Origin of the sequence: Amycolatopsis sp. cmx-4-61, assembly GCF_046548775.1 — a bacterium.
GTDB lineage: Bacteria > Actinomycetota > Actinomycetes > Mycobacteriales > Pseudonocardiaceae > Amycolatopsis.
In genome coordinates this window covers 1,530,230-1,554,008 of sequence record NZ_JAEBEI010000001.1, presented here as the reverse complement: position 1 = coordinate 1,554,008, position 23,779 = coordinate 1,530,230, and the positions used below count along the sequence as shown (strand labels likewise).

Sequence of the window (23,779 nt, the reverse complement as noted above, 5' to 3'; positions counted from 1 at the left end):
AGGCAGGCAGGGCTGGGCAGGACCGGGCGGCCGCGCAGGCAGGGCAGGACTGGGCAACGCGGCCGCGCAGGGCAGGACCGGGTCGAGCCGCGCAGGCAGGGCAAGGCAGGACTGGGCAAGGCGGCCGCGCAGGGCCGGACCGGGTCGAGCCGCGCAGGCAGGGCAGCAGGCACCGGGCTGGGCCCGGTAGGCAGGACAACTCACTGGAGCCGCAGCCCGGCCACCACCCAAGCCGCCTCCCTCACCCGGGTGAGGCCATCGACCAACCCTTAATTCGGGTTGAAAAAAAATGACCGTCCGACGGTTGCCCGGCTTGTCTGGACCATGCATACTTTGTTGCCACGCACAACAAAGGAACCCCGCTGCCGCCCGGGCATCGCCGTCCGGGTCTCGGCGGACACACGCACGGCCACACCTGCCGCCGCCCCGGCAGGGCCGGCCACCTCCCCCTCCCCGCGTTCCGTGCTGCGCGCGGAACGCCGGTCCCCACGGTGAGAGAGGCGACAATGATGTCCACCTCCAAGAAAAACCGCTGGGCGGCGCTCTTCGCCGCCTGCGCACTGCTCCTCCTCGGGCAGCAGGCCCTCACGATCGCCCCGGCCGAAGCCGCGGCCACCTTCACCGATGACTTCAACGGCCCCGCGGGCGCCGCCGTCGACGGGTCGAAGTGGCAGCTGGAAACCGGCGACAACGTCAACAACCACGAGCGGCAGTACTACACCTCCGGCACCAACAACGCCCAGCTCGACGGCCAGGGCCACCTCGTCATCACGGCCAAGAAGGAAAACCCCGGCAACTACAACTGCTGGTACGGCCGCTGCGAGTACACCTCCGCCCGGCTCAACACCGCCGGCAAGTTCAGCCAGGCCTACGGCCACTTCGAAACGCGCATGAAACTCCCGCGCGGGCAGGGCATGTGGCCGGCGTTCTGGATGCTCGGCGGTGGGAACTGGCCCACCGACGGCGAAATCGACATCATGGAGAACGTCGGGTTCGAGCCGAACACCGTGCACGGCACCATCCACGGCCCGGGCTACTCCGGCTCCGGCGGTATCGGCGCGGCCTACAACGGGCCGAACTTCTCCGACGACTTCCACACCTACGCCATCGACTGGGCGCCCAACCAGATCAAGTGGTACGTCGACGGCAACCTCTACCAGACGCGCACGCCGTCGGACCTCAACGGCAACCGCTGGGTCTACGACCACAACTTCTTCATCATCCTCAACCTCGCCGTCGGCGGCTACTGGCCCGGCGACCCCAACAGCAGCACGCAGTTCCCGCAGCAACTGATCGTCGACTACGTGCACGTCACCAACACCTCGAGCCAGGGCGGCGGCCGGACCGGCACGATCACCGGGATCGGCGGCAAGTGCGTCGACGTCGCCGGCGCGAACACCGCGAACAGCACGCCGATCCAGATCACCGACTGCAACGGCAACGCCGCGCAGAACTGGACCGTCGGCACCGACGGCACCATCCGCGCCCTCGGCAAGTGCATGGACGTCAGCGGCGCCGGCACCGCGGACGGGACGCCAGTGCAGCTTTACGACTGCAACGGCACCGGCGCTCAGCAATGGGTCGTGACCGGGGCGAAGGACATCGTGAACCCCAACGCGAACAAGTGCCTGGACGCCACCGGGAACTCGAGCGCGAACGGCACCCGCCTGCAGATCTGGACCTGCACCGGCGGCGCCAACCAGAAGTGGACCACGCCCTGATCCCCGGGGCCGGGAGCGCGTAGCTCCCGGCCCCCGCTCTCCCAAGGAGAAACCCGGTGCGGCGAATCCTCGTCGCGCTAATGGGGTGTGCCCTGTTAGCGCTTTCTTTCCTCACGACCGGCTCCGCCCAGGCGGCGGTCGAAGCGGGTCCGTCCGCGAGCCAGCTGCTCGCCAAAACGCAGACCTGCCAGCAGATTTCCAACGGCAAGTACTCCTTCGACGAAGGCGGCGCGGCGACCGTGCCCGTCTGCCAGGCCAACGGCGCGGTGTTCTTCACGGCCGACATGGACGTCGACTGCGACGGCGTCCGCACCACCCAGTGCAACGAGAACACCGACTGCTGCTTCTACCCCGACACCGCGTTCCACACCTCGACCGACCAGCCGCTGAACGCGGCGCAACTGCCGTACATCGTCCTTCCCCAGCCGACGTCCACTTGGGACTACCGCAACTACGGCATCGACGGCGGCTCGGTCGTGGCCGTGGTCTACCACAACCAGGTCACCTACGCGGTGGTCGGCGACACCGGCCCGACGAGCATCGTCGGCGAGGCGTCCTACGCCACCGCCGCGAGCCTCGGCATCAACCCCGACCCGAAGAACGGCGGCACCGAGGGTCCGGTGACGTACATCGTGTTCCCGAACACGCACGTCGACCCGATCGAGAACCACGCCAACGCCGTCAGCCTCGGCGAGCAGGTCGCGACGCAGTTCGCGGGCGGCACGACGACCCCGCCGGCCGGGACCGCCGGGCCGATCACCGGCATCGGCGGCAAGTGCGTGGACGTTGCCGGCGCGAACAACGCCAACGGCACCGCCGTCCAGCTCTACGACTGCAACGGCACCACCGCGCAACAGTGGACAGCCGGCAGTGACGGGTCACTGAAAGCCCTCGGCAAGTGCCTCGACGTCACCAGCGCGGGCACGGCCAACGGCACGACGACGCAACTGTGGGACTGCAACGGATCGGGCGCCCAGAAGTGGACGGCGAACGGTTCGAAGAACCTCGTGAACACCGGCTCCGGCAAGTGCCTCGACGCCACCGGGAACTCGAGCGCCAACGGCACCCGGCTCCAGATCTGGACCTGCGGGTCCGGCACGAACCAGAAGTGGACGCTCCCATGAGAAAACGCTCTCTCCTGGCGCTGATCGGCGTCACCGCGGTCGCCGCGGCCACGTTCGCGGGCCCGGCCCAGGCCGCCGGCGAAACGGTCAACATCTGGCTCACCACGACCAGCGACGCCGGCGGCCGGACGGTCACCCGCGGCCTCCAGCAGCAGACGCCGGTGACGTTCGCTGCGGGCACCGGCAGCGGCGGCGTGACCATCAACGTCAACGAAAACACCACTTACCAGCAGTTCGAAGGCGGCGGAGCGTCCTTCACGGACACCGCGGCCTGGCTGATGAACTCCAGTGGCGCGCTGTCCCAGGCCACCCGCGACGACACGATGCGGAAACTGTTCGACCCGAACAACGGCATCGGGCTGAGCTTCATCCGCAACCCGCTCGGCGCATCCGACCTGGCCCGCTACAGCTACACCTTCGACGACATGCCGGCCGGCCAGACCGACCCGAACCTGACGCACTTCTCCATCGCCCACGACCAGGCCGACGTGCTGCCGCTGACGAAGCAGGCCAAGCAGCTCAACCCGCAGGCCAAGGTGATGGCGTCGCCGTGGAGCGCGCCGCCGTGGATGAAGGACAACGACAGCTACCTGCTGGGCTGGGTCGAATCGCAGTACTACCCCGCCTACGCGCAGTACTTCGTCAAGTACCTCCAGGCCTACCAGGCCGCGGGGGTGCCGATCGACTACGTCTCGATGCAGAACGAGCCCACGTGCTGCTCCAGTTACCCGTCGACCAACTGGAACGGCGCCGGCCTGGCGTACTTCGCGAAGAACAACCTGCTGCCCGCGCTCCAGAACGCCGGCCTGTCCACCAAGGTGCTGGCACTGGACTGGAACTGGGACACCTACGCCTCCTACGGCGCGCCGACGCTGGACGACCCGGCGATCCGCACCCACCCGAACTTCGGCGGCGTCGCCTGGCACGGGTACGGCGGGGACATCGCGCAGCAGACGACCACGCACAACCAGTACCCGAACGTCAACGCCTATTCGACCGAGCACTCCGGCGGCACCTGGATCTCGGACCAGCAGGCCGAGGACATGAACAACATCGTCGACTACACGCGCAACTGGTCGAAGAGCTTCGTCAAGTGGAGCCTCGGCGTAGACCAGAACATGGGCCCGCACAACGGCGGCTGCGGCACCTGCACCGGCCTGATCACCGTCCACAACGGAGACTCGCGCAGCGGGCAGGTCGACTACACCGTCGAGTACTACACGATGGGTCACCTGACGAAGTTCGTGAAGCCGGGCGCTTACCGGATCGACTCGAACGACAGCTCGACCGTCCGCAACGTCGCCTGGAAGAACCCGGACGGCTCGAAGGCACTGATCGCCTACAACTCCGGGACCGGCAGCCAAAGCGTGCGGGTCAACTGGGGCGGCTCGTCGTTCACCTACTCACTGCCCGGCCACACGTCGGCCACGTTCACCTGGAACGGCACGCAGGGCAGCGGCGGCACCACCGGCAAGACCGGCCCGATCACCGGCCTCGGCGGCAAGTGCATCGACGTCGCGGGCGCGAACAGCGCCAACGGCACCGCGGTCCAGCTCTACGACTGCAACGGCTCGGGCGCCCAGCAGTGGACCCTCGGCACCGACGGCACCCTGAAGGCGCTCGGCAAGTGCCTCGACGTCACCGGGCAGTCCACCGCGGACGGGGCCCAGCTGCAGCTGTGGGACTGCGGCGGGACAGCCAACCAGCGATGGGCGGCCACGGCGGCCAAGGACATCGTCGGTGCGGGGTCGAACAAGTGCGTCGACGCCACCGGCAACTCCAGCGCCAACGGCACCCGGCTGCAGATCTGGACCTGCACCGGCGCCGCCAACCAGAAGTGGAACGTGCCCGCATGAAACTCAAAGCGATTTTCGGGGCACTGATCGCCACCTCGGCGATGGTGCTCGTCCCGGGTGTCGCGCAGGCGGCGACGGGACCGATCACCGGCATCGCCGGCAAGTGCGTCGACGTTGCCGCGGCGAGCAACGCCAACGGCACGGCGGTCCAGCTCTACGACTGCAACGGCACCAATGCGCAACAGTGGACGGTCGGCAGTGACGGTTCACTGCAGGCGCTGGGCAAGTGCCTCGACGTCACGAGCGCGGGCACGGCCAACGGCACCACCATCCAGCTCTGGGACTGCAACGGCTCGGGCGCCCAGAAGTGGACGGCCAACTCGGCGAAGAACCTCGTCAACACCGGGTCCGGCAAGTGCCTCGACGCCACCGGCAACTCCAGCGCCAACGGGACGCGGCTGCAGATCTGGACCTGCGCGAGCACGGCCAACCAGCAGTGGACGCTCCCGTCCGGCGGCACCACCCCGCCGCCCGGGCCGGGCGTGATGGCCGTGGCGCCGTACCTCTACAACGGCTGGGGTGACCCGCCCAACCCGGCGACGATCCAGAACGCCACCGGCGTCAAGTGGTTCACGCTGGCGTTCATCCTGTCCAACGGCTACTGCAACCCGCAGTGGGACGGCGGCCGGGCGCTCACCGGCGGCGTCGACCAGAGCACGATCAACACCGTCCGCGCGGGCGGCGGCGACGTCATCCCGTCGTTCGGCGGCTATTCCGGCAACAAGCTGGAGTCCTCCTGCGGCAGCGCGGGCGAGCTGGCGGCGGGCTACCAGAAGGTGATCAGCGCCTACGGCCTCAAGGCGATCGACATCGACATCGAGGCCGACGCCTACAGCAACCCGGCCGTGCAGCAGCGCACGGTCGACGCGCTGAAGACGGTCCGGGCGAACAACCCGGGCATCAAGATCTACGTCACCTTCGGCACCGGCCAGTCCGGGCCGGACAACAGCCTGGTCAACCGGGCCGCACAAGCCGGGCTCACGGTCGACGGCTGGGTCATCATGCCGTTCGACTTCGGCGGCGCGGGCCAGAACATGGGCACGCTGACGCAGCGGGCGGCCGAAGGGCTCAAGGCCGTCGTCAAGAGCGCCTACGGCTACGACGACGACACCGCCTACCGGCACATGGGCATCTCGTCCATGAACGGCATCACGGACAACAACGAGACGGTCACGCTCGACGACTTCACGGCCATCCTGGGCTACGCGAACACCCACCACCTGGCCCGGCTGACGTTCTGGTCGGCGAACCGCGACCGCCCGTGCCCGGCCGGCTATCCGAACAACGACACCTGCTCCGGTGTCGCCCAGCAGGCGTGGGACTTCACGAGGATCTTCGCCCGCTACGCCGGCTGACCCCCGCACCACGAAGGCCCGGCCGGGTTCCGGCCGGGCCTTCCGGCGTGCTGGGCTGCCGGGCCGCGGCCCTGGGGAAGCGGCGACCCGGCAGCAAGGGGTCCCGCCTGCCGCTGGGGGTCTCCGGCGGCGGAACCGCCCCCGAGGTTATCGACCGGGTATCGCGTCCGGCTCGTGCTCGGACCGTCCGGACGCTCAACCCTGCCCGAACGCACCGAAGGCCACATTGGGTGCGTCAGACGCACCGAAGGCCACATTGGGGCGCTTGGGTCACTCCGCCGCGATGGCCGCGCGGGCCGCCTCGGCTCGGTCGGCGTACGCGCCCACCAGTTGTTCCTCTGCGTCCTCGAGGTACTTCATCAGCAGCTGCTCCGCGCCCGGGCCGTCGCCGGCCTCGATGCGGTCGAGGATTTCGTGGTTGCGCGGCAGGTAGCGCTCGTGGAAGCGGCGCGGCTCGGCCATGATGTGGAACACCAGCCGCAGCTCGGCGGTCAGCCGGGCGACCAGCTCGTTCACGCGCTCGCTGCCCGAAAGCGCGGCCAGCTCCTGGTGGAACCAGACGTTCGCGGTGCCGAGGTCCTTCCAGTTGCCGCTGCGCGCGGCCTCGTCGCCGATCTCGACCTTCTCCTTGATCCGCGCGAACGACGGCGGCTTGGCCGTCACCCCGCGGACCGCCGCACATTCGATGATCTTGCGCACCCGGTAGATGTCGACGACGTCCTCGACGCTCGGGATGCGGACGAAGACCCCGCGGTTGAGCTCGTGGGCCAGCAGCCGCTCGTGGGTGAGCAGCCGGAACGCCTCGCGCAGGGTGTTGCGGGAGACGCCGAGCGCGTTGCCGATGTCCTGCTCCGACAGCCGCCCGCCGGGGAGGAAGAACCCCTCCGCGATGCGGTTGCGCAGGACGCCGGCGACCCGCTCGGCCGTGCTCTTGCGCGTGACCAGGCCCCGATCGGCCGCCAAGCCCGCGGCGCCGCTGTCTTCGATGACCACGCCGACGATCATACCCGTCACACAGAGGACGATCGAATTGCCATCTTGTGGAATTGTTCAACAATCTCTACCGTGTGAGGCACGCCACGATGAGAGACACTGGCCAGGAGGTGCTCCATGACTGCCACGACCGCTACCGAGGCCCGGCCGTTCGACTGGTTCCGCACACTCGGAAAACGGGGCCGCCGCGCCTTCGCCGGTGCGTTCGGCGGGTACGGCCTCGACTCGTTCGACTACCAGACCCTGCCGCTCGGTCTGGCCGCGATCACCGCGTACTTCGGCATTTCCAGCGGCGAGGCCGGCCTGCTCGGCACGACGACGCTGGTCGTCTCGGCCGTCGGCGGCGTCGGGGCGGGCATGCTGGCCGACCGGATCGGCCGCGTCCGCACCCTGCAGATCACCATCGCGATGTACACGGTCTTCACCGTGCTCTGCGGCTTCGCGCCCAACTTCGAGACGCTGCTGGTCTTCCGCGCGCTGCAGGGCCTCGGCTTCGGCGGCGAGTGGGCGGCCGGCGCCGCGCTGGTCGCGGAGTACTCGCAGGCCAAGTACCGCGGCCGGACCGTGGCGTTCGTGCAGAGCGCGTGGGCGGTCGGCTGGGGCCTGTCGGTGATCGTCTACACCGTCGTGTTCAGCGTGGCCAGCGACGGCGTGGCGTGGCGGATCATGTTCTGGACCGGCGTCATCCCGGCGCTGCTGGTGCTGTGGGTCCGCAAGAGCGTCCAGGACGCGCCGCGCGCCGAAGAGCGGCTGAAGACCGAGCGACCGAAGGGCACGCTCGTCCGGATCTTCCAGGGCGACCTCCTGCGCACGACGTTCTTCGCCGCGCTGCTGGCCACCGGTGTCCAGGGCGGGTACTACACGATCTCGACGTGGCTGCCGTCCTACCTCAAGAAGACGCGCGAACTGACCGTCATCGGCACCGGCGGCTACCTGGCGTTCCTCATCACCGGCGCCTTCGTCGGGTACGTCTGCGGCGGCTACCTGACCGACCTGCTCGGGCGCAAGAAGACCTTCCTGACGTTCGCGCTGCTCTCGGCCGCGCTGATCGTCGCGTACACGCAGATCCCCAAGGGCGCCAACGGGCTCGTGCTGGTGCTCGGCTTCCCGCTCGGGTTCTCGATGTCCGCGATCTTCAGCGGTTTCGGCGCGTACCTCGCCGAGTTGTACCCGACGGCCTTGCGCGGCACCGGGCAGGGCTTCACGTACAACTTCGGCCGCGCGGTGGGCGCGATCTTCCCGACCGTCGTGGGCTTCCTCGGCGCGGGCGGCGCGATCGTGTTCGGCGCCCTCGGGTACGGCATCGCCGTGCTCGCGCTGCTCGGCCTCCCGGAGACCCGCGGCATCGAACTCGTCGACTGAGGGGGACCGATGACGACCTTCGACGAACCGGCCACCTTCACGCCGGCGCAGGCCCGGGCGGTGTTCCGCCGCGGCACCGCCCACCCCACGACGGGCTGGGCCAACGGGTTCACCCAGACCAACCTGATCGCCGTCCCCGAGGACTGGGCCTACGACGTCCTGCTGTTCTGCACCCGCAACCCGCAGCCGTGCCCGCTGCTCGACGTCACCGACCCCGGCGACCCGGCCACCCGGCTCGCCGAAGACGCGGACCTGCGCACCGACCTGCCGCGTTACCGGATCTGGCAGAACGGCGTGCTCGCCGGCGAGGTGGCCGACGCGACCGGCCTGTGGCGCAGCGACATGGTCGCCTTCTCCATCGGCTGCAGCTTCACCTTCGAGACGGCGCTGGCCGCCGAGGGCATTCCGCTGCGGCACGTCGACCAGGGCCGCAACGTCGCGATGTACGTGACGAACCGGCCGTGCGAGCCCGCCGGGCGGCTGTTCGGGCCGATGGTGGTGTCGATGCGGCAGATCCCGGAGGACCGCGTCGACGACGCCATCCGGATCACCCGCGCGATGCCCGCGGTGCACGGCGCCCCGGTGCACATCGGCGACCCGCGCGCGCTGGGCATCGCGGACCTGGCCCGGCCCGACTTCGGCGACCCGGTGGCCGCGCGGCCCGGGGACGTGCCGGTGTTCTGGGCCTGCGGCGTCACCCCGCAGGCGGCGCTGATGGCGTCGCGGCCTCCCTTTGCGATCACCCACGCACCGGGGTACATGTTCATCACCGACCGCCACGACAGCGAATACCGGGTGGGCTGAAATGGACCTGAACAGCGACCTCGGCGAGGGCTTCGGCGCCTGGAAGATGGGCGACGACGAAGCCATGCTCGACATCGTGACCAGCGCGAACGTCGCGTGCGGCTTCCACGCCGGTGACCCGTCGGTGATGCGCCGGGTGTGCGAGCTGGCCGCCGAGCGCGGCGTCGCGCTCGGCGCGCACGTCGGCTACCGCGACCTGGCCGGCTTCGGCAGGCGTGCGCTCGACATCGCCCCGGACGACCTGGCCGACGAGGTGCTCTACCAGATCGGCGCGCTCGACGCGTTCGCGCGCGCGGCCGGCAGCCGCGTGACGTACGTGAAGCCGCACGGCGCGTTGTACAACACCGCGGCCGTGGACGTCGAGCAGGCGGCGGCGATCGTGGAGGGCCTGCGCCGGTACGACCCGGCGCTCGCGCTGCTCTGCCTGCCGGACTCGGAGATGCAGCGGGAGGCGGAGAAAGCCGGGGTCGTGGCGTACGCGGAAGCGTTCGCCGACCGGGCCTACACCGCGGAAGGCCGGCTCGTGTCGCGCAAACAGCCGGGTGCCGTCCTACATGAAGCCTCCGCCGTGGCCGAACGGGCCGTGGCGATGGCGACCGGCGGCGGCGTGCTGACGGCCGACGGCGGCCAGCTCGACCTGCGCCCGGATTCCCTGTGCGTGCACGGCGACACGCCGGGCGCGGTCGAACTGGCCCGCCGGATCCGCGACGGCCTGTCCGCCGCGGACGTCCCGCTCACCGCGTTCACCGGATGACCGTCCGGCTGCTGCCGTGCGGCCGGCGCGCGGTGCTGGTTGAGCTGGACGACGTCCTGGGGTTCCAGGCGGCGGTGTCCCGCCTGGACCTGGCCGGCGTGGAAGAACTGGTCCCGGCGGCGCGGACGCTGCTGGTCCGCTTCGACCCCGCGGTGACGAACGCGGAGTCGCTGGGTGCGCTGCTGCGTCAAGTGTCTCCCGTGGACAGTGTGGTGGCGGACGCGGGCGAGGTGGTGATCCCGGTGGTGTACGACGGCGAAGACCTGGCCGACGTCGCCGCGGAAACGGGGTTGAGCGTGCCTTCCCTGATCTCGCGGCACACCGCGGGGACGTACGTTTCGGCGTTCTGCGGCTTCGCGCCCGGATTCGCCTACCTGACCGGATCCGACCCGGTGCTGCACGTGCCGCGCCGGTCTTCGCCGCGCACCCGCATCCCGGCGGGTTCGGTGGCGATCGCGGGCGAGTACAGCGCGATCTACCCGAGCGCGTCACCGGGCGGCTGGCGGTTGCTGGGCCGGACGGGCGTGCCGGTGTGGGACGTCGAGCGCGACCCGCCGAACCTGCTGCCGCCGGGTACCCGGGTGCGGTTCACGGCGGTGACCTCGTGAAGCTCGAAGTCGTCCGGCCGGGCTTCGCGACGACGGTGCAGGACCTCGGCCGTCCGGGCCACGCGGCCCTCGGCGTCGGCCGGTCGGGCGCGGCCGACCGCGGCTCGTTCCGGCTGGCCAACCGGCTCGTCGGCAACCCGGACGGGGCCGCGGCCCTGGAGGTCACGCTCGGCGGGCTGGTGCTGCGCGCTTCCGGCGTGACGACGGTGGCGGTCACCGGTGCCGCTTGCCCGCTCTCGAAGGGCGGCTCGAACGGGCCGATCACGTTGTGGCCGGGCGAGGAACTGGCGCTCGGCACGGCGGTGTCGGGACTGCGGTGTTACGTCGCGGTGCGCGGCGGGATCGACGTCGCGCCGGTGCTCGGCTCCCGGGCGACGGACACGCTCGGCAAGCTGGGCCCGCCCCGGGTGACGGCCGGGATGCTGCTCCCGATCGGCCCGGCCCCGCGGGCTTTCCCCGTCGTGGACCTCGCGCCACGGGCGGCGCTGCCGGCGGAACCGGTGCTGCGGGTGACGCCCGGCCCGCGCCGCGACTGGTTCGCGGCGCCGGACGAGCTGCTGTCCACTGTGTACACGGTGTCACCGGACTCGGACCGCGTCGGCATCCGGTTCACCGGGCCCGCGCTGGCCCGGGCCCGCCACGACGAGCTGCCGTCGGAGGCGTGCGTACCGGGATCGCTGCAGGTCCCGCCGTCGGGCCGGCCGATCCTGTTCCACGCCGACCACCCGACGACCGGGGGTTATCCGGTGATCGCGGTCGTCGAGGAGGAGGACCTCGACCTGGCCGCCCAGCTGCGCCCCGGCCAGACGGTCCGCTTCAGTGCGGCGTCGTGAGGGGTGAAGCGGGTGCTATCCCGCCTTACCCCTCGCGACCACCAGCCAGGCGACGTTCGTGACCGCGATCGCGAGCCACGCCGCCCACGCCACGCCGGGTGCGGCCCAGGTGGTGGCGACCCCCAGTGCCACCGTCACCACCACGGGCCACGCGCGCCGCGGCCGGCTCGGCCGCCGGTCGGCGAGGTAGGCGTCCAGGGCCTCGGCGACCTGGTCGTCGATTTCGTCGCGCAGCCGTGCGTCCAGCTCAGACATGCGCCGGCACCGGCCGCGGCACGGCGGCCGACAGGCACGCCAGCGCCAGCGGCACCTCCAGAGCGGCCAGCAGCAGGGAAAACACGACGTCGTCGCCCGCCGTCACGACGTCGAACCAGGCGTCGGTCAGCAACAGCGTCGCCGTGGCCGTCGCCACCAGCGGCGTCCGCGCGTGGCCTCGGCCCAGGAGCCAGGCCGTGAGCAGCAGGCCGAGCGCTTCCGCCGCGTCGAGGCCCGTCCAGGCCAGCCGCCAGTGCTGCGCCGCCACGACGTCCGGCAGCGTCGTCCCCAGTACCGCGATCCACGGCAGCAGGCCCAGCCCCGCCGCCCAGAACAGCTTCTTCATGCGAACCCCCGAGTTCTCTCCCGACCCAAGGTAGCGATTGCAGAGCTTCTTTGCAAACAATCTCTGTAGTACGCTCGCGGCATGGTCGACCGTCCCGAAAAGCGCGTCCTGACCGGCGCGGACCTCAAGGCCTTCTACAAGGCACTGGCCAACCCCGTGCGCCGGGACATCCTGTCCTACCTGGGCAAACACGGCGAAGCGAACTCGACGAGCGTCGCGAAGGCGCTCGGGGAAAGCACCGGGACGACCAGCTACCACCTCCGCCGGCTCGCCGACCTGGAGCTGATCGAAGAGCTCACCGACCGCGGCGACGGCCGTGAGCGCTGGTGGAAGTCGCGGTCCAAGGACATCTACACCCCGCCCGGCCTCGAGCTGACACCCGACGAGCGCGAAGCGATGCTCAAGCTCGGCGCGCTCAAGATGAGCCACGACCTGGGCCTGGTCACGCGGGCGTACGCGGGCTACGAAAACTCCGAGGGCTGGAACCAGATCCACCGCGCCGGGCTGTACCTGACGAAGGAGCAGGTCAAGTCCTTCGTCGAGGAGTACCAGAACCTCGTGTGGAAGTACGCCACCGAGCCGGGGCAGCACCCCGAAGGCTCGCGCTCGGTCGCCGTCCGGTTCATCGTGGTGCCGGACGAGGAGTCCACAGCGGACTAGAGACCGGAGACCCGCAGCGTGATGTTCAGCCGCCCGTCGAGGCCCAGCGCCGGGTCCGCCGTGCCCGGCAGCGTCTTCGGCACACCGTGGTAGGCGAGCCGGGACGGGCCGCCGAACACGAACACGTCACCCGAGCGCAGCTCGACGTCGGTGTACGGCCGGCCGCGGGTTTCGGTGTTCCCGAAGCGGAACACGCAGGCGTCACCGAGGCTGAACGACACCACCGGCTCGAGGCTGCGCTCGTCCTTGTCCTGGTGCAGCCCCATCTTCGCGGTGGCGTCGTAGAAGTTGACCAGCGCGATGTCCGGCGCGTACGTCTCGGCCGGCTCCCCGTACGCGGCCGCGAGCGCGCGGCGGCCGAGATCGCCGAGCCAGTCCGGGAAGGGCAGCACCGGCGTTCCCTCGCCGGTCGTGCGCGAGTAGCCGTAGGGGTACCAGTGCCAGCCGAGGCAGACGGACTTCACCGACATCACGCCGCCGTTCGGCAAGCGGGTGTGGCGGTAGCCGGACCAGCCGCGGCAGGCGGCGACGAGCTCGCGCTGTTCCTCGAAGGCGAGCCAGTCGGGCAGGTGCACGGCGCCGGGCGCGAGCTCGGCGCGCGGGCGCGGCAGCAGGGCGTCCATCACCTCGATTGTGCCGGAATCCCCCGCCGCACACGGTAGGTGATCGTCGAGGGCACCAGGCGGTGACCGCGGAACGTGACGCCCGCGGTGGCGAACAGCCGCAGGAGCCGCCCCGATGGACCAACAGGACGGTCCCGCGGCCGCATCCCCTCGCTTTGGGCCACCATGGGATAGACGTTCCCACACCTGAATGTCCCAAGCCAGCGTGGATCAGCTACGAACGGGTCTCTTGACCGCGACGCCGCCGATCAATCACCGAACGTCACCACGGTGACGCCGGCCTGCGCCGGCACGGGGTCGTTCATCGCGGCCAGCGCGGCCGGGACGTCGTCGAGCCCGATGCGGCGGCCGATCAGCGTGGCGAGGTCGATGCCCGCCGTCTCGACGGCGCGCAGCAGCTCCGGGTACTCGTGGGCCGGCAGCCCGTGGATGCCGACCAGCTCCAGCTCGCCCCCGATGACCCGGTGCATCGGGATCGGCGCGACGCCCTGCGCGGGCGGCATCAGCCCGGCCTGGACGTGCCGGCCGCGCTTGCGGAGACTGCCGACCGACGCCGCGCAGGTCGACGGCGCGCCGAGGCAGTCGAGCGAGACGTGCGTGCCGCCGCCGGTCAGCTCGCGCACGTGCGCGGCGACGGCTTCCGGACCGTCGAAGGCCGACGAGTCGACGGTGACGGCGGCACCCGACTTCGCCGCGAGCTGCAGGGCGGCCGGCGAGACGTCGACCGCGACGACCTTCGCCCCCGCCGCGACGGCCAGCAGCACCGCGGAAATCCCCACGCCACCGCAGCCGTACACCGAAACCCACTGGCCCGCCGTGACGCGGCCCTGCCGCAGCACCGCGCGGAACGCCGTGCCGAACCGGCAGCCCAGCGCCGCGGCCTCGGCGGCGCCGAGCGAGTCCGGCAGGGCGACCAGGTTCGTCTCGGCGTGCTCGATGGCGACCCGCTCGGCGAACGAACCCCAATGCGTGGCCCCGGGCTGGAACTCGCGGTCACAGATCTGCTGGTCACCGCGGGCGCACTGGGCGCAGGAGCCGCAGGCGCAGACGAAGGGCACGGTGACGCGGGCCCCGAGCTCCCAGCCGCGGACGCCTTCGCCGAGCGCGACGACCCGGCCGGCGAGCTCGTGCCCGGCGACGTGCGGCAGCGTGACGGCGGCGTCGTGGCCCTGCCAGGTGTGCCAGTCACTGCGGCAGACACCGGTGGCGTCGACCTCGATCACCGCCCCGCCCGGCGCGGCCACCGGCTCCGGCACGTCCCGCACGACGGGCGGGACGCAGAACTCCTCCATCACGACAGCTCGCATGGCGCGAGCCTAACCGTCGTTGCGGTCGCGAAGAGAGTCGTTCAGCCGTCGTCCGGCAGGCCCGTGACGCCGGCCCGCCCGGCCGGGTCCGTCAACTGAGCGCGTGGACCCTCGTCCGGTGCCGCGGCGGGCCGAGGAGCTTGCTGAGCGAGCCGTCCGGCACGTTCAGGATGTCCTCGAGATTCCGCAGGGCCTCCAACGATTCCGGCCGCTCGGGCCGGCACCGTCCCGACTGCCAGTGGCTGAGGGTGGCCAGGCTGACCGTGGTTCCCCTGCCGCGCAAGCGATAGCGGATCCGCTCGAGGCCGAGGCCGCGGGCCCGGATCGCCGCCCGCAGGGCCACGTCGAACGGTCCGGCTGCCAGCAGCCGGCTCAGCTCCGCCTGTTCCCCCCGGTCGTTGGTGCGTGTTCGCTGACCGGTCATCACAACGCTCCGAAGCCTTCCCTGATACGAACACTGGAGCGTAGGCGCAGCTCCGCAAGATCGGAAGGGCCCTCACCCACCTGCCTTGCGCGCCTCGTCGGCGATCACCGCGAACGGTTCCGCGTAGCCGGAGTTGATCGTGACGTAGGAAATCCCCCACCGTTCCCGCCAGCGGAGAAGGGTTTCCGTGGCGGGGCCGGGATCCTCGGGCAGGACGGTGACGGCACCGCCGGCGACGAGTTGGGGCACGTCGACCCCGGCCCACCGCGCGATCCCGGGCGACGGCGCGGTCCCGACGGCCATCAGGTTCAGGCCGAGCTCGATCTCCGGCAGCCGCGGCCCGGCGAGCGCCCGGAACCGATCCACAATGGACTGAGCTTCGGCTTCGGTGGTCGTCGGCGCCCAGCTGAAGGTGATGGTGTCGGCTTCTTGCGCGGCGAGCGCCAGCATTTTCGGTCCACCGCCGGCGAGCATCAGCCGCGGCCGATCGGCGGTTTCCTTGAGGACGGCGATGGTCTCGGCCATCCGTGTGATGCGCTCACCCGGTGAGGGGAATTCCCGGCCGAGGCTCGCGGCGTGCGCGTCGGCCCCGGGCCGCCCGACGCCGAGCCCGAGCTCGAACCGGCCGCGGGTCTGCTGGTGGAGGGTCTGCGCCTGCCAGCCGAGCGCACGCGCGTCGCGGAAGGGGTCGGCGAGGACGAAGGTGCCGACGGTGAGGTCGATGGTGACCGCGGCGGCGGCTCCGAGCAGCACGAAGGGGTCGGCGGTGCCGACGGGATCGGTCGCGAGCAGGGTGTCGAAGCCGAGCTTCTCGACCCGCTCGGCCTGGGCGGCCCACGAGGTGAGGTCGGGCGCGTAACCGGCGACGATGCCGAAGCGGAAGGGTTTCATGCGGCCATGGTCGCGAGCGGGGGCCCGTCACCACATCCGCTTCACGACGTCACCCGCGCGTACGTCCCTCAGCGCAGGGTGACCGACAACGCCTGCGCGATCTCCTTGCCGATGGCGTGCGTGGCCGCGTCCGGTGGCGAGCCCACCTTGACCACCATCGGCCCCCCGAACGGCTGGCGCTCCACGACCTCGATGCGTTCGCCCAGGTTGATCGCGTGTTCCGTCAGGTAGCGCAGCAGTTCCGGGTCCGTGTCCCAGACCCGGACGATCTCGCCCACCGTGCCCGGCGGGAGGTCGTCCAGGATCCGGACCGGCAGCTCCTCGACGCTGCCGTCCGGGGCCGGGATCGGGTCGCCGTGGGGGTCGCGGACCGGGTTGCCCAGCTTGGCCGCGATGCGCTCGACCAGCCTGTCCGACACCGCGTGCTCCAGCGCGTCCGCCTCCGCGTGGACCTCGTCCCACGTGTAGCCGAGCTCGGACACCAGGTACGTCTCGATCAGCCGGTGCCGCCGGAGCACCGAGCGCGCCAGGAGCCTGCCGTCGGCCGTCAGCTCGATGCCGCGGTACGGCACGTGGGTGACCAGGCCCAGCTGGGACAGCTTCGTGACCATCCCCGACGCCGAGGACGGGCTGACCTCCAGCCGGCCGGCGAGCGACGCGTTGGTGACCGCCTCACCCCGTTCGACCAGGCCGTAGATCACCCGGACGTAGTCCTCGACCGACGAGGACCTCCGGACCGAACCATCTCCCATACCGCATACGATACGGGGCCGGGTACTTTCTCGTGAAAGTTCAGGGTCGCCAGCGGTAGCGGATCCAGCCCGGGACCGGCTCCGCTCCCAGCTGCGCGTAGAACGCCTCGCCCTTTTCGTTGCCCTCCTGCATGTCCCACTCGACGCGGCCGGTCGTGCGGTTGCGCAGCTCGTCCAGCAGTTCGCCGCCGAGTCCGTGGCGGCGGTACGCGGGCCGGACGAACAGGTCGTCCAGCCAGATCCCCGGCCGCGCCTCCCACGTGGAGAAGTTCCAGCTGCAGAAGGCGAAGCCGGCCACCGTTCCCGGGTCGCCGGGCGGGGTCGCGATCAGCACCCACGCCTTCGGGTCCGGCCCGAACAGGTGGCCGCTCATTTCGGCGCGGTCGAGCTTGAGGTCGTGGTTGTCCTCGTAGACGGCGTGCTCCTCGATGAGCGCGCAGATTTCCTCGATGTCTTCGAAGACGGCGTCGCGGACGGGCATCTCGCCTCCCTTTTTTGTCGGTGGTGGTCGTTACGGTCGGGGTCGGAGGTGGTCGATGTCACCAGAGGAGAGGTTCGAGGACCTGGTCGACGGCGGGCACGGGGTGCGTTTCGACGCCAACAAGCGCACCCCGATGCGGGAGTGGCTGGCCCAGGACGCCGGGTCACCGCAACCGTGGTCCGCACTGGCGGAGGAGGCACTCGAGTTCGTGGGGAGGAGGTGAGTCATCAGGCCTGGTAACGCAGTTCGCCGCCGACGGCCGTGCCTTGCACGCGGAGTTCTCCGGATGCGAGTTCTCCGGAAGCAAGGTCTCCGGAAGCAAGGTCGTCCAAAGCGGACTCCACCAGGGGCGAACCGGACAGCACGGCGAAGTCGGCGAGCTTCCCGGGCTCGAGCGTGCCCAGGTCACGCTCGGCGAAGGTCGCGTAGGCCGAGCCGTACGTGTACGCGCGCAACGCCTGCTCCGGCGTCAGCGCCTCTTCCGGTGCGAAGGGCGCGCCTGACGCCGTGCGCCGACGCACCATGTCGGCCAGGGCGAGCAGGGGTGCGCCGTTCACCACGGGCCGGTCCGAAGACGCGGGAAGGACGCAGCCCGCGTCGAGGACGCTGCGCAGCCGGTAGCACCACGGGACGCGAGCCTCGCCCAGCGCGGCGCGCATGCCGTCGCCCAGTTCGTTGACGAAGCGGCCCTGCGGTGACGGGATGAGCCCGAGCGAGGCGAGCCGGGACAGCTCCGCGGGCCGGAGCACCGCGCAGTGCTCGATGCGGTGCCGGTGGTCCGTGCGCGGTGTCGCGGCCAGCGCGGCTTCGTAGGCGTCGAGGACGACGGTGATCGCGCGGTCGCCGATCGCGTGCGTCGCGATCTGCCAGCCGGCGTCGTGCGCGCGGCGGATCGTGCGCGCGAGCTCGTCCTCGGGCACCTGGAAATACCCGCGGTTGCCCGGCTCACCGTCGAACGGGTCGTGCATCGCGCAGGTTCGCCCGACCAGGGAGCCGTCGGCGAACAACTTCATCGGGCCGACGCGCAGCCACTCGTCGCCGAGGCCGGTGCGCAGGCCGAGGTCGAGGCCGAAGCCGGCGTCGTCGGGCAGGTCGTGCAGCACGCTCGCGGCGACCATCACCGTGCTGCGTACGCGCAACACGCCGCGGTCGCGCGCCTGCTGGTAGGCGGCCAGCTCGGCGGGTGTCTCCCCGACCAGGCCACCGCCGATGCCGGCCTCCTGCACGCTGGTGATGCCCTCGGCCAGGTACTGCTCGGACGCCCGCGCGAGCCCGCGCACGACCCGGTCGACCGGCGTCGGGTACGTCAGCGGCCGCAGCAGCAGCTGGGCCTGCTCGCGCAGCAGCCCGGTCGGCGAGCCGTCGTCGCCGAGCACGACGTCGCCGCCGACCGGCACGTTCGCCAGGTCGAGCCGGTCGAGCACGGCCGAATTGACCACGGTCATGTGCCCGGACGTGTGCTTGAGCCGCACGAGCATGCCCGGCGCGGCGCGGTCGAGGCCGCGGGAGTCCGGGTGGCCACCGGCGAGCTTGTTCTGGTCGTACCCGCTGCCGACCACCCAGCTCCCGGGCGGCAGCGTCGCGGCGCGCGCGGCGACGGCGTCGTAGACCTCCTCGACGCTGCGGCAGCCGCCGAGCGGCACGTCGTCGAGGCCCATGCCGAACCACGCCATGTGGTTGTGCGCGTCGTGGAAGCCGGGCACGACGAACCCGCCGGCGAGGTCGACCCGGGAGCGCGCCGAAAGCGAGCGGGCGTCGTCGCCGAGCGCGACCACGCGGCCGTGCAGGACGGCGAGTGCGCTGGTCATGCCCGTGCCCGTCCACACCGTGGCGTTCTCGTAGACCGCGTCGACCCTCATGCGTCGAGAGGCTATCGATCGATCGATCGAACGTCTAGCATCGCCGGCATGCCCACCGTGGAGTTCGCCGTCGAGGACGGCATCGCGCAGATCCGGCTGAACCGGCCCGAGCGGCTGAACGCGGTCGCCGCCGTGCTGGTCGACGACTTCCTCGCCGCCCTCGACGCGGCCGCGCGCAGCGACGCCCGTGTCGTCGTGCTGTCCGGGAACGGGCGTGCCTTCTGCGCCGGCCACGACCTCAAGGAACCCACCCCCGCGGGTGACTCGCGGGCGCGCCTGGACCGGCTCCAGGACGTCACGCGGCGGCTGCGCGGGCTGCGCCAGCCGGTGCTCGCGGCGGTGCACGGCTACGCGATCGGCGCCGGCGCGGAGTTCGCGCTCGGCTGCGACCTGATCCTGGCCGCCGAAGACGCCGTGTTCGCCTTCCCCGAGGTCTCGCTCGGCTTGAGCGTCACCGGCGCGGCATCGCGGCTGCTCCCGCTGCTGGTCGGTCCGCTCAAGGCGAAGGAGCTCCTGCTGCTCGGCGAGCGCTTCGACGGCCGGAAGGCGGCCGAGCTGGGCATGGTCAACGCCGCCGTGCCGGCCGAGCAGCTCCAGGCGGAGGCGCTGAGCTGGGCGAAGCGGATCGCCGAGCACCCGCCGGCCGCCGCGGCGATGGCCAAGCGCGTCCTGGACGCGAGCACCGACCTCGAGCCGGCCCTCGAACTCGAGGTCAGCCACGCCCTGATCACCGAGCACTCGGCCGCGGTCGCCGCGTCCACCGAGGCCTTCCGGAGCCGGGCGTGACACCCCTGGCCGAGATCGGGACCCTCGCGCAGCTCGTGACGCGGGCTGCCGCGCTGTGGCCGGACCGCACGGCCTGGGTGTTCGACCACCTGGAGGAGAAGTTCACGTTCGCCGAGGTCGACCGCGAAAGCTCCCGGATCGCCGCGGCGCTGGCCGAACGCGGCATCGGGCCCGGCGACCGGGTCGCGGTGATGCTGCGAAACCAGCCCGAGTTCCCCCTCACCTGGCTGGCGCTGGCGAAGATCGGCGCGCAGCTGGTCCCGGTCAACACGACTTACCAGGAGTTCGACGGCGCCCACGTTCTCCGGCACTCGGGCGCGAAACTGGTCGTCGCCGCCGCGGAGTTCACGGACCTGCTCGCCCGGATCGGGGTGGCCGAGGTGGTCACCCCGGACAACCTGCGCAGCGACGCCGAACCGCCGGATTTCACCCCGGTGCCCGAATTGCCGGTGAACATCCAGTACACCTCCGGCACCACCGGCGCCCCCAAGGGCTGCGTGCTGCCGAACCGCTACTGGACGACCCTCGCGGTCAGCCTGGCCACCGACTTCCCGGCCGTCGGCGAGGACGACGTCATCCTGACCGCGCAGCCGTTCCACTACATCGATCCACAGTGGAATGTCGCGCTGGGACTGGCCGGCGGCGCCACCCTCGTCGTGCTGGACCGGTTCCACCCCAGCACGTTCTGGGCGAAGGTGCGCGAGCACGGCGTCACCTGGTTCTACTGCCTCGGCCTGATGCCGGCCCTGCTGCTGCGCCAGGTCCCGTCCGCGGCCGACCGCGCGCACCGGGTCCGCGCGATCTGCGCCTCCGCCATCCCGCACGACCTGCACGCCGAGCTGGAGGCCCGCTGGGGCGTGCCGTGGTACGAGGCGTTCGGGATGACCGAGACCGGCGGCGACATCCGGATGACGCTCGCCGACCACGACGAGACCGTCGGCACCGGCTGCATCGGGCGGCCGAGCCGGGACCGCGAGGTGCTGATCGCCGGCGACGACGGGAAGCCGGTGCCGCGCGGGGAAACCGGGCAGCTGCTGATCCGCGGGATCGGCCTGATGCACGGCTACCACGACGATCCGGACGCGACGGCGAAAGCGTTCGAAAACGGCTGGTTCCACACCGGTGATCTCGCCCGGATGGACGCCGCCGGCCGCGTCTACTACGTCGGCCGGACGAAGGACATGATCCGCCGCAGCGGCGAGAACATCTCCGCCGACGAGGTCGAGCGCGCGCTGCTGCTGCACCCGGCGGTGCGGCTGGCGGCCGTCGTCGCGGTGCCGGACGAGCTGCGCGGCGAGGAGGTCAAGGCCTACGTCGTGTGCGACGGCGACCGGCCGGACCCGGCCGAGCTCGCCGCGTTCTGCGCCGGGAAACTGGCCTACTTCAAGGTTCCGCGGTTCTGGGCCTTCGCCGACGCGCTGCCGATGACGCCGTCGGAGCGGGTGGCCAAGGGCGAGCTGCGGAAGGCCGCGGACCCGCGGGCGGGGTCCTGGGACGCGAAGGCGGCAGCATGGCTGTGAGCAGCCGGGAGCGGGTGCGCGCGGCGGCGGTGAAGCTGTTCGCGGCCAAGGGCTTCCACGGCACCGGCATCCGGGATCTGGCGCAGGAGGCGGAACTCTCCTCGGCCAGCCTCTACCACTACATGGGCACCAAGGAGGATCTGCTCGCGGAGATCATGCACACCGCGCTGAACCGGCTGCTCGACGCCGCCCGCGAGGCGACCGCGGGCGGCGGGGACCCGGTGCACCGGCTGCGGACGCTGGTCGTGCTGCACGTCCTCGCGCACGCCGTCGGGCCGGCCGAAACCCGGGTGGTGGACAACGAAGTCGACGTCCTGTCCCCGGCCGCGCGCGAGCCGGTCGTGGCCCTGCGGGACGCCTACGAACGGCTGTGGGCGGCCGCGATCGACGAAGGGGTGGCGGCGGGGGTGTTCCGTGTGGAGCACCCGGCCGTGACCCGGCTCGCCCTGCTCGAGATGTGCAGCGGCGTCGCGAGGTGGTATTCCCCACGTGGCCCGCTGGCGCTGGACGAGCTGGCGGAGCACTACGCGGAGCTGGCGTCGAGGGCGCTGGGCTGCACGTCCGCGCCCGGCGTCACCGACTTGGGACGGTGCCGCGAAATCGTCGCGAAAGAGTGGGGCGTGTCCGTTTAGCGGCGCTTTTACCTGTGTACGCCTTGCCCAGACGGCGTGCGTGGGGGACGCTCGAAGGGTGACTGAGGAAACGATCCAACTGGAACTGGACGACTCGGGTCTCGCGCCGGGCCTCCCGGCGCCGGAAAACCCCCGCGATCAGGTGCAGGATGTGCCCTATCGCCCCGTCGAGTTCCGCGATGACGATCTCCCCACCGCCCTGGAACGGTGCTCCGCCTGGCTACGGCAGGCACAGGAATGGCTCGGCGAGCCGCTTGACGTCCTGGCCATCCACCTCGACTACGACGACCGTCAGGGTTCGCCGTACTACGACGTGAAGCTCCTGTGCAACGAAGAGGACCTCGCAGGCGTCCCGATCGCCATCCGCAACAAGAAGTAGGAAGCCGGACAGCCGTCAAGGCCGCCGGGAAGGCGGCCTTGACGGCTGTGTCTTTCGGGGCGTCGCCCCGGCCGGGGGCTCCGCCACCCGGACCCCCGGGAACCCTCTCGCGTTCCGGGGCCCCTCAGCCCAGCGTGCCGCCGACCTTGACGTGCCCCTTGAGCAGGTTGCGGGCGATGGTCCGGCGCTGGATCTCGTCGGTGCCCTCGTAGATGCGCAGCAGCCGCAGCTCGCGGTACCACCGCTCGACCGGCAGCTCCCGCGTGTAGCCCATGCCGCCGTGGATCTGCAGGACGCGATCGACGATTTCGTTGGCCTTCTGGCCGCCGTACAGCTTCGCCATCGACTGCGCGTGCCGGGAATCCAGGCCCTGGTCGACCTGCCAGGCGGCGTGCAGCACCAGCCAGCGCAGCGCCTCGAGCTCGACGCCGGAGTCGGCGATCATCCACTGGATGGCCTGCCGCTCGGCGATCTTCTGGCCGAACGTCTCACGCGTGTTGGCGTGCTCGATGGCCATCGAGATCAGCCGCTCGCACGAGCCGATCGCGCGGGCGGGCAGCAGGTAGCGGCCCTGGCCGATCCACTGCATGGCCAGCTCGAAGCCGCGGCCCTCCTCGCCGAGGATCTGCGTCTCGGGCACGCGGACGTCCTGGAAGATCAGCGACGCCGGGCCCCACTCGCCCATGGTGTCGATGTATTCGGACTTCCAGCCGGCTTCGCGGTCGACGAGGAAGCAGGTGACGCCGCCGTTCGCCCCCTTCTCGGGGTCGGTGATGGCGAAGACCATGGTGAAGTCGGCTTCGTTGCCGCCGGTGATGAAGGTCTTCTCGCCGTTGATGATCCAGTCCGTGCCGTCCTTGCGGGCGGTGGTCCGGATGGCCTTGGCGTCGGACCCGGCCCCCGGCTCGGTGATCGCGAAGCAGGACTTGCGCTCGCCCGAGATCGTCGGCAGCAGGTAGGTCTGCTTCTGCTCTTCGTTGGCGTGGAACAGGATGTTGTCGGCGGCCCCGCCGAAGCGGAACGGCACGAAGGTGCGGCCGAGCTCGGCCTCCAGCAGCGCGGCCATCACGGCGGACAGGCCCATGCCGCCGTACTCCTCCGGGGTCAGCACGCCCCAGAAGCCGGACTCCTTCGCCTTGAGCTGGAGGTCCTTGAGCTCCTCGCCGGTCAGCCCCGGCTGGTGGGCGCGCTCGCGCCGGAGGACTTCCTGCTCGAGCGGGATCAGCTCCCGCTGGACGAACGTGCGGACCCAGTCGCGCACTTCCCGTTCTTCGGTGCTGAGTGAAAAGTCCATGGGGTAGCTGCTCCTTGCGACGCTTTCGGGGGTCCAGGGGGCGCGCCCCCGGCCGGGGTCTGGGGCGCGGCCCCAGAAAACACTGCACTGGCTAAGCGCTTGCTTACCCAAGGGTACCTCTTGAGGCGTGGATAACCCCAGACCTCGGCCGGAATTCGTG

26 protein-coding genes are annotated in these 23,779 nt (G+C 71.0%); 15 read left to right on the top strand and 11 right to left on the bottom strand.

Features of this window, described 5'->3' with window-relative positions; all coding sequences use genetic code 11:
• The first annotated feature begins 509 nt into the window (after positions 1-509).
• From ACLJOU_RS07685 to ACLJOU_RS07670, 4 genes are read left to right on the top strand one after another with little or no spacing between them, the layout of a single operon-like run.
• Positions 510-1,721 (top strand): family 16 glycosylhydrolase, encoded by a 1,212-nt coding sequence (locus ACLJOU_RS07685; RefSeq protein WP_410564427.1) that lies wholly within the window; start codon positions 510-512, stop codon positions 1,719-1,721.
• A 56-nt stretch (positions 1,722-1,777) separates the two neighbouring features.
• Positions 1,778-2,845 (top strand): RICIN domain-containing protein, encoded by a 1,068-nt coding sequence (locus tag ACLJOU_RS07680; RefSeq protein WP_410564426.1) that lies wholly within the window; start codon positions 1,778-1,780, stop codon positions 2,843-2,845.
• Positions 2,842-4,701, top strand: coding sequence for a ricin-type beta-trefoil lectin domain protein (locus tag ACLJOU_RS07675; RefSeq protein ID WP_410564425.1), 1,860 nt, complete (start codon positions 2,842-2,844; stop codon positions 4,699-4,701). Before ACLJOU_RS07680 ends, ACLJOU_RS07675 begins: the two co-directional genes overlap by 4 nt.
• Positions 4,698-6,056 carry a ricin-type beta-trefoil lectin domain protein gene (locus tag ACLJOU_RS07670; RefSeq protein WP_410564424.1) on the top strand — a complete coding sequence of 453 codons (1,359 nt, stop codon included), beginning with the start codon at positions 4,698-4,700 and terminating at the stop codon, positions 6,054-6,056. The genes ACLJOU_RS07675 and ACLJOU_RS07670 overlap by 4 nt, the downstream gene beginning before the upstream one ends.
• Before the next feature lie 270 nt (positions 6,057-6,326).
• On the opposite strand, the gene ACLJOU_RS07665 is transcribed toward ACLJOU_RS07670, so the two are convergent.
• A complete protein-coding gene (locus ACLJOU_RS07665) occupies positions 6,327-7,061 on the bottom strand; it encodes a GntR family transcriptional regulator (protein ID WP_410564791.1) in 735 nt (244 codons plus the stop codon).
• A gap of 105 nt (positions 7,062-7,166) precedes the next feature.
• Between ACLJOU_RS07665 and ACLJOU_RS07660 the strand changes: the two genes are divergently transcribed.
• From ACLJOU_RS07660 to ACLJOU_RS07640, 5 genes are read left to right on the top strand one after another with little or no spacing between them, the layout of a single operon-like run.
• Positions 7,167-8,411: an MFS transporter gene (locus ACLJOU_RS07660; protein ID WP_410564422.1), complete on the top strand. Its 1,245-nt coding sequence runs from the start codon at positions 7,167-7,169 to the stop codon at positions 8,409-8,411.
• 9 nt (positions 8,412-8,420) lie between these two features.
• A complete protein-coding gene (locus ACLJOU_RS07655) occupies positions 8,421-9,215 on the top strand; it encodes a putative hydro-lyase (RefSeq protein ID WP_410564421.1) in 795 nt (264 codons plus the stop codon).
• 1 nt (position 9,216) lies between these two features.
• On the top strand, positions 9,217-9,969 hold the full coding sequence (locus ACLJOU_RS07650; protein WP_410564419.1) for a LamB/YcsF family protein: 753 nt from the start codon (positions 9,217-9,219) through the stop codon (positions 9,967-9,969).
• Positions 9,966-10,577 carry a 5-oxoprolinase subunit B family protein gene (locus ACLJOU_RS07645; protein ID WP_410564418.1) on the top strand — a complete coding sequence of 204 codons (612 nt, stop codon included), beginning with the start codon at positions 9,966-9,968 and terminating at the stop codon, positions 10,575-10,577. The genes ACLJOU_RS07650 and ACLJOU_RS07645 overlap by 4 nt, the downstream gene beginning before the upstream one ends.
• Entirely contained in the window at positions 10,574-11,410 is an 837-nt protein-coding gene (locus ACLJOU_RS07640) for a biotin-dependent carboxyltransferase family protein (RefSeq protein WP_410564416.1), read from the top strand. The genes ACLJOU_RS07645 and ACLJOU_RS07640 overlap by 4 nt, the downstream gene beginning before the upstream one ends.
• Positions 11,411-11,425: 15 nt before the next feature.
• On the opposite strand, the gene ACLJOU_RS07635 is transcribed toward ACLJOU_RS07640, so the two are convergent.
• Both ACLJOU_RS07635 and ACLJOU_RS07630 read right to left on the bottom strand, forming a co-directional pair.
• Entirely contained in the window at positions 11,426-11,665 is a 240-nt protein-coding gene (locus ACLJOU_RS07635) for a hypothetical protein (RefSeq protein ID WP_410564415.1), read from the bottom strand.
• Positions 11,658-12,011, bottom strand: a complete 354-nt coding sequence (locus ACLJOU_RS07630; protein WP_410564414.1) for a hypothetical protein — start codon at positions 12,009-12,011, stop codon at positions 11,658-11,660. Before ACLJOU_RS07630 ends, ACLJOU_RS07635 begins: the two co-directional genes overlap by 8 nt.
• Before the next feature lie 81 nt (positions 12,012-12,092).
• Here ACLJOU_RS07630 and ACLJOU_RS07625 point away from each other — a divergent pair, with 81 nt between their 5' ends.
• Positions 12,093-12,671 (top strand): ArsR/SmtB family transcription factor, encoded by a 579-nt coding sequence (locus ACLJOU_RS07625; protein WP_410564413.1) that lies wholly within the window; start codon positions 12,093-12,095, stop codon positions 12,669-12,671.
• On the opposite strand, the gene ACLJOU_RS07620 is transcribed toward ACLJOU_RS07625, so the two are convergent.
• The 6 genes from ACLJOU_RS07620 to ACLJOU_RS07595 all read right to left on the bottom strand — a co-directional run bounded on the left by ACLJOU_RS07620 (position 12,668) and on the right by ACLJOU_RS07595 (position 17,149).
• Entirely contained in the window at positions 12,668-13,294 is a 627-nt protein-coding gene (locus ACLJOU_RS07620) for an alpha-ketoglutarate-dependent dioxygenase AlkB family protein (protein WP_410564411.1), read from the bottom strand. The two genes, ACLJOU_RS07625 and ACLJOU_RS07620, sit on opposite strands and share 4 nt — an antisense overlap.
• A 248-nt stretch (positions 13,295-13,542) precedes the next feature.
• Positions 13,543-14,601: a zinc-binding dehydrogenase gene (locus ACLJOU_RS07615; protein WP_410564409.1), complete on the bottom strand. Its 1,059-nt coding sequence runs from the start codon at positions 14,599-14,601 to the stop codon at positions 13,543-13,545.
• A gap of 91 nt (positions 14,602-14,692) precedes the next feature.
• Entirely contained in the window at positions 14,693-15,025 is a 333-nt protein-coding gene (locus tag ACLJOU_RS07610; RefSeq protein WP_410564408.1) for a transcriptional regulator, read from the bottom strand.
• A 72-nt stretch (positions 15,026-15,097) separates the two neighbouring features.
• Positions 15,098-15,916 carry an LLM class flavin-dependent oxidoreductase gene (locus ACLJOU_RS07605; protein WP_410564406.1) on the bottom strand — a complete coding sequence of 273 codons (819 nt, stop codon included), beginning with the start codon at positions 15,914-15,916 and terminating at the stop codon, positions 15,098-15,100.
• Between the two features lie 68 nt (positions 15,917-15,984).
• Positions 15,985-16,668 carry a metal-dependent transcriptional regulator gene (locus tag ACLJOU_RS07600; protein ID WP_410564405.1) on the bottom strand — a complete coding sequence of 228 codons (684 nt, stop codon included), beginning with the start codon at positions 16,666-16,668 and terminating at the stop codon, positions 15,985-15,987.
• 40 nt (positions 16,669-16,708) lie between these two features.
• Positions 16,709-17,149: a GNAT family N-acetyltransferase gene (locus ACLJOU_RS07595; protein WP_410564403.1), complete on the bottom strand. Its 441-nt coding sequence runs from the start codon at positions 17,147-17,149 to the stop codon at positions 16,709-16,711.
• Positions 17,150-17,204: 55 nt separating this feature from the next.
• Here ACLJOU_RS07595 and ACLJOU_RS07590 point away from each other — a divergent pair, with 55 nt between their 5' ends.
• The gene (locus ACLJOU_RS07590) at positions 17,205-17,372 is read left to right on the top strand and encodes a hypothetical protein (RefSeq protein WP_410564402.1); all 168 of its coding nucleotides are present in this window, start codon (positions 17,205-17,207) and stop codon (positions 17,370-17,372) included.
• Positions 17,373-17,376: 4 nt separating this feature from the next.
• Here the strand turns inward: ACLJOU_RS07590 and ACLJOU_RS07585 are convergent, their stop codons facing one another.
• Entirely contained in the window at positions 17,377-19,008 is a 1,632-nt protein-coding gene (locus ACLJOU_RS07585; protein WP_410564401.1) for an amidohydrolase, read from the bottom strand.
• A 48-nt stretch (positions 19,009-19,056) separates the two neighbouring features.
• Here ACLJOU_RS07585 and ACLJOU_RS07580 point away from each other — a divergent pair, with 48 nt between their 5' ends.
• From ACLJOU_RS07580 to ACLJOU_RS07565, 4 genes are read left to right on the top strand one after another with little or no spacing between them, the layout of a single operon-like run.
• Positions 19,057-19,794 (top strand): enoyl-CoA hydratase/isomerase family protein, encoded by a 738-nt coding sequence (locus ACLJOU_RS07580; protein WP_410564400.1) that lies wholly within the window; start codon positions 19,057-19,059, stop codon positions 19,792-19,794.
• Complete coding sequence (locus ACLJOU_RS07575; RefSeq protein WP_410564399.1) at positions 19,791-21,314, top strand: ATP-dependent acyl-CoA ligase; 1,524 nt, start codon at positions 19,791-19,793, stop codon at positions 21,312-21,314. The genes ACLJOU_RS07580 and ACLJOU_RS07575 overlap by 4 nt, the downstream gene beginning before the upstream one ends.
• On the top strand, positions 21,311-21,946 hold the full coding sequence (locus ACLJOU_RS07570) for a TetR/AcrR family transcriptional regulator (protein WP_410564789.1): 636 nt from the start codon (positions 21,311-21,313) through the stop codon (positions 21,944-21,946). Before ACLJOU_RS07575 ends, ACLJOU_RS07570 begins: the two co-directional genes overlap by 4 nt.
• 58 nt (positions 21,947-22,004) lie before the next feature.
• The gene (locus ACLJOU_RS07565) at positions 22,005-22,325 is read left to right on the top strand and encodes a hypothetical protein (RefSeq protein ID WP_043789177.1); all 321 of its coding nucleotides are present in this window, start codon (positions 22,005-22,007) and stop codon (positions 22,323-22,325) included.
• Between the two features lie 124 nt (positions 22,326-22,449).
• Here ACLJOU_RS07565 and ACLJOU_RS07560 read toward each other — a convergent pair whose 3' ends face one another.
• Positions 22,450-23,619, bottom strand: coding sequence for an acyl-CoA dehydrogenase family protein (locus ACLJOU_RS07560; protein ID WP_410564398.1), 1,170 nt, complete (start codon positions 23,617-23,619; stop codon positions 22,450-22,452).
• Positions 23,620-23,779 lie beyond the last annotated feature (160 nt).